At 30.6% G+C, this 3,910-nt stretch carries 5 protein-coding genes; 2 read left to right on the top strand and 3 right to left on the bottom strand.

Annotated elements, in window-relative coordinates; genetic code table 11:
• Positions 1-321: 321 nt before the first annotated feature.
• Positions 322-540, top strand: coding sequence for a hypothetical protein (locus AJ887_RS04940; protein WP_070284885.1), 219 nt, complete (start codon positions 322-324; stop codon positions 538-540).
• Entirely contained in the window at positions 537-749 is a 213-nt protein-coding gene (locus AJ887_RS04935) for a hypothetical protein (protein ID WP_038814971.1), read from the top strand. Before AJ887_RS04940 ends, AJ887_RS04935 begins: the two co-directional genes overlap by 4 nt.
• Positions 750-874: 125 nt before the next feature.
• Here AJ887_RS04935 and AJ887_RS04930 read toward each other — a convergent pair whose 3' ends face one another.
• From AJ887_RS04930 to AJ887_RS04920, 3 genes are all read right to left on the bottom strand, one after another.
• Positions 875-2,149: a mobilization protein gene (locus AJ887_RS04930; protein WP_070284883.1), complete on the bottom strand. Its 1,275-nt coding sequence runs from the start codon at positions 2,147-2,149 to the stop codon at positions 875-877.
• A complete protein-coding gene (locus AJ887_RS04925) occupies positions 2,115-2,387 on the bottom strand; it encodes a hypothetical protein (RefSeq protein WP_002934485.1) in 273 nt (90 codons plus the stop codon). The genes AJ887_RS04930 and AJ887_RS04925 overlap by 35 nt, the downstream gene beginning before the upstream one ends.
• A 175-nt stretch (positions 2,388-2,562) precedes the next feature.
• A complete protein-coding gene (locus tag AJ887_RS04920) occupies positions 2,563-3,603 on the bottom strand; it encodes a replication initiation protein (protein ID WP_070284882.1) in 1,041 nt (346 codons plus the stop codon).
• Positions 3,604-3,910: the final 307 nt, after the last annotated feature.

Genomic DNA, 3,910 nt, shown 5'->3' with positions numbered 1-3,910 from the left:
TTTCTTCCCTTAATACCTACCATTTCTTCCCTTAATACCTACCATTTCTTCCCTTAATACCTACCATTTCTTCCCTTAATATTCCGCTAGCCCCTATCATATAGTCTTTAGAAAGCCCCCTAAAAATATATAAAAATATATAAAAAATAAAAAAATTCGCGTACGCGTACGCGCGCGAGAGAGAAAACAAAAAAAAAGTTGAGTAATTTTTTTTCAATGTTTAAACAAATTTTTGTTTTTTCTGTTATTTAATATTAAATTAATTTTTTAGTTTTTATAATTATTCATATATCAAAAATTTTAATCATAGAAAGGATTAAAATGAAAAAAATTATCTTAGGTTTAGCAGTTATTGCTTCATTATCTAGCCTTGCTTCAGCAAAAATTACTGTATCACAACAGCCTATAGTTCAACCACATTATGAAGGTTGTGTTTTAGTTTATCAGTATGGAAGAGATTATAGTAAATGTAGCAATCAAGATATTTATAACGATAATATTGACTATAAACTTTGTAAACTAAGAGGTCAATGTAAATGATACTTGTAACACCCTGTGGTGTTATAGACACCACTAATTTTGGCAAAAGTGAAGTAAATAGGCAAACTATAGATTTTTCTTTAAAATCTCAAGAAAAAAAAGAGAAAGTAGAAGCTGAAGCTAAAAAAGAAGAACAAAGTAATTCTACAAATGCTGATAATCAAGCAAATACTAGCAAAAAAGATCAGCTTTTAGATATATCTGCTTAATCTTAATATTAGGGCGGTGGGCTTTGTCCGTCTTCCGTGCTACGCACTCAGACAGCCCCCGCACCCCGATTATCGCAAATCATAGCACCTTGCGGTGCGATTTGCTAAAACACCAAAAAAGAAAATTATCTACTAAACCCTAACCCTCTATCGTTTCTTTTAGTTTTTGTTTGTTCAAAAGAATTTTCAAAAGCTCTTTGGTATTTAAGCTCTTTTTCTATTCTTTCGGCTTTTAATGGAAATATTTCTTTTAACTGCTCCACGCTTAAATTTTTTTCGCACCATCTGCCTATTTCTTTTAGTCGAGTTTCTAATCTTTCATTATTTGTCTTGTGTGTTTCAAACAAAGTTCTTAAATTATCTCTATCATCTTTGACTTTATGATATTCAAATTTTAAATATTCAAGCTCTTTGTTAGCTTCTTTCTTGCTTTCATTTGTGCTAATTAAAAAAGCATTTTTAGTTAGCTGATAGTCTTCTCTTACCTTAGCATTGTATTTTCCAAAGGTTAAAATGTTTTTCCATAGGCTTAAACGCTTTTCAAACTCTTGTGTAAGTTCCTTGAAAGCTCTTTCGTGTCCTAGTTCTAAATTTTGTATATGTTTTTGATGTTGCTCTATTTTCGCTTGTAATTCGTTTTCTTTCGATTTTAGCTCTTTAGCCTTGTCTTGTATCTCTTTTTCTTTTTTTTTCAATTCTAGAGCCATTTGCGTTAATTTATGCTCTTGTTCTTGTATTCTTTGAAGTAATGCTTTTTCTTGTTCTTTAAATTGAGCGTAAGTTTTATAATCTTGTATGTATTGGGGTTGCTTTTCGTTATTCTCGTAGCGATTAGCTCCACGCTCCATTTTTAAACTTTGTGCGGTCAGGGTTTGTATTTTGCTAAGATTGGCTTTATTTAAACTTGCTTCACGCCTAGCAAGTTGTAAGCCATTGTTATCGAGTGTAAAAAATACTGCGTGGGCGTGATAATGGGTTTGTTTTTCCCCTTTAGCATTCTCACTTACTTCATCTCTATGGATTACAACTTGTAAAGGTGTAAATCCTGTAAGCTCTGCAATTTTTTGCGTAAGCTCTTGACATTGTTCCATTGTAGTATTTTCGCCGATTTCGTATATAAACTCGTGATAGCATTTTTCTTTTTTAGTAAAATTTTGAAGTCCTTTAGGCTTTCCACTTTTAGCTAAACCATTCTTATTTTCACAATATTTATAAAAATTTTCATAAGCTTTTTTATAAAGCCTTTCTATGTTCTTACGCACTTCATCGCTAGTGCAAGAGTATTCATTTAAATGCGTAAGTTCTTTAGTGATTGTCTTAGCATTATCGTTGGTTCTATCATTGTGGTTTAATGCAGGTTGTTTTTTAGGATTGCAATGAGCGGTGGCAACTTTTGACATATTCTACAAATCCTTTTTCTTTGTATTCAGCCAATATTTCATCAGCACTTAAACCATATACATTTCTTTTAACTAACATAATAATATCTAACTCGTTAAGATAAATACTTTCAATAGCGTGAGTTCCTATGTTTGATTTAATATTTTCGTATTGCTCTTTAGTCAAATCATCTTTATATTTTTTAAGTATCGCAAGGCTTTCTTCTAAGCTATGCACTTCTGGATATTGTTTTTGCATTTTTAAATTTTTCCTTTTTTGGTGTTTTAAAAGCTTAATAAAAATCAAAAAATCATTTATTGATTTTAGTTGATTTTTATTAGTGGGGTTAAGGGGTTGTACCCCTTACAAGCTCGACACTTGGCACAAGTGGCGGATAGCTTGTATCCTTCAAAGATATAATTATAGCAAATTTTTACCTAATACCTTTTCTAAAAGTATCAATCATTTTAAAAAATTGCTCTTGATTTTTAGCATTAAAGTGCATAAAGTTTCCAAAGTTTAAATTCTCGTATTCATCTCTTACAAGCTCTATTGCAATAATTTTAAATTCATTAAAATCAAAATCGTTAAATTGCCACAATTTATAATCATATTCAAATCTAGCTTGATTAAGTTTCATATTGTTTAAAATCTTTAAATATTTTTGCTCATCGCTCATTATTTTTTGACTTTCATTTTCTAGCTTTTGCATTTGGATATTTTCAGGTTTAAAAGTAAAGGTAATCCCTGAAACCTTACCGCCCCTGCCCCTTGTTCCTTTTGCTTTTTCTTTCTCATAGGCAAGGTTTTTAAAAGGCACTCTAATTTGGTCAAAAAGATTGCGTTCTTTGGTTAATTCTTTGATAGCAGGTTTTAAAATCCATTTATCAACTTCGCTTTGTCTATAATCTTGCGGTATATCCATAACTTTACAAAACTCGTCCCACTCAAATCGTGCTTTTCCTGTGGTTCTAAATTGCTTTAAAAGGCGGTAAAGTGTTTTAGCATATTTACCGCTAAGGGCTATAAATTCTTCAAGCTCAAAAGCTGTAAAATTAGTAGTTAGTTGATTGACTAAATAAGCAAAATCAGGGTTTATTTTTAGGGTTATTCTGTTAAATAAAGTGCTTTCATCATATCCATCATCAGGATTTCTTTTAACATAGTGTATTTCCATTGTTTCAAACAAATTTACATATTTGTGTATAACTTCTGTCTTTGTTTCTATGATTTGTTTAAAATTTGCCTTGAAAAATTTATATTTCAAGCTATTGATATTTTCTGTTAAATATTCTCTTGAGTTAGAAAGTTTTTCATTAATTTTAAAATCATTAGCATAGAGATTAATTACATTGTCTATGCCTTTTTCTTTAATTCTTGCAAAGATTAAAAACAAAAGGTTTTGTTCTTGCTCTGTAAAGCTAGGCAACTGAATTTTATTAAAATCGTTGTGATATTTAACTATTTCGCTCATTTACATATCCAAAGTAAGACAATCAAGGCAAGGGGCTTTTCTGCCCCTGCGGTTTTGTTAGAAAAATACTTCAACTTTAAGCTTAAAAAACCTAAAATTTAGGTATAATCTCACAAAACGCTTACTATGTCGTTTCATAGTTAGCCTTGATTGATAAATTTCCGCCAAGAGTGAAAACTCAAGGCGGATTTTTTATTGTAGCATATTAAAAATAGATTGTCAATAGTTTCTTCCCTTAATACCTACCATTTCTTCCCTTAATACCTACCATTTCTTCCCTTAATACCTACCATTTCTTCCCTTAATA

This window comes from Campylobacter sp. BCW_6466 (genome assembly GCF_001762835.1).
GTDB lineage: Bacteria > Campylobacterota > Campylobacteria > Campylobacterales > Campylobacteraceae > Campylobacter_D > Campylobacter_D jejuni.
The sequence above is the reverse complement of the archived record's forward strand: the minus strand, read 5'-3'. Positions and strand labels throughout refer to the sequence as shown.

Excerpts from the sequence above, each read along its gene's own strand:
- AJ887_RS04940 (WP_070284885.1), top strand. The coding sequence starts at position 322 with ATGAAAAAAATTATCTTAGGTTTAGCAGTTATTGCTTCATTATCTAGC.
- AJ887_RS04920 (WP_070284882.1), bottom strand. The coding sequence starts at position 3,603 with ATGAGCGAAATAGTTAAATATCACAACGATTTTAATAAAATTCAGTTG.
- AJ887_RS04925 (WP_002934485.1), bottom strand. The coding sequence starts at position 2,387 with ATGCAAAAACAATATCCAGAAGTGCATAGCTTAGAAGAAAGCCTTGCG.
- AJ887_RS04930 (WP_070284883.1), bottom strand. The coding sequence starts at position 2,149 with ATGTCAAAAGTTGCCACCGCTCATTGCAATCCTAAAAAACAACCTGCA.
- AJ887_RS04935 (WP_038814971.1), top strand. The coding sequence starts at position 537 with ATGATACTTGTAACACCCTGTGGTGTTATAGACACCACTAATTTTGGC.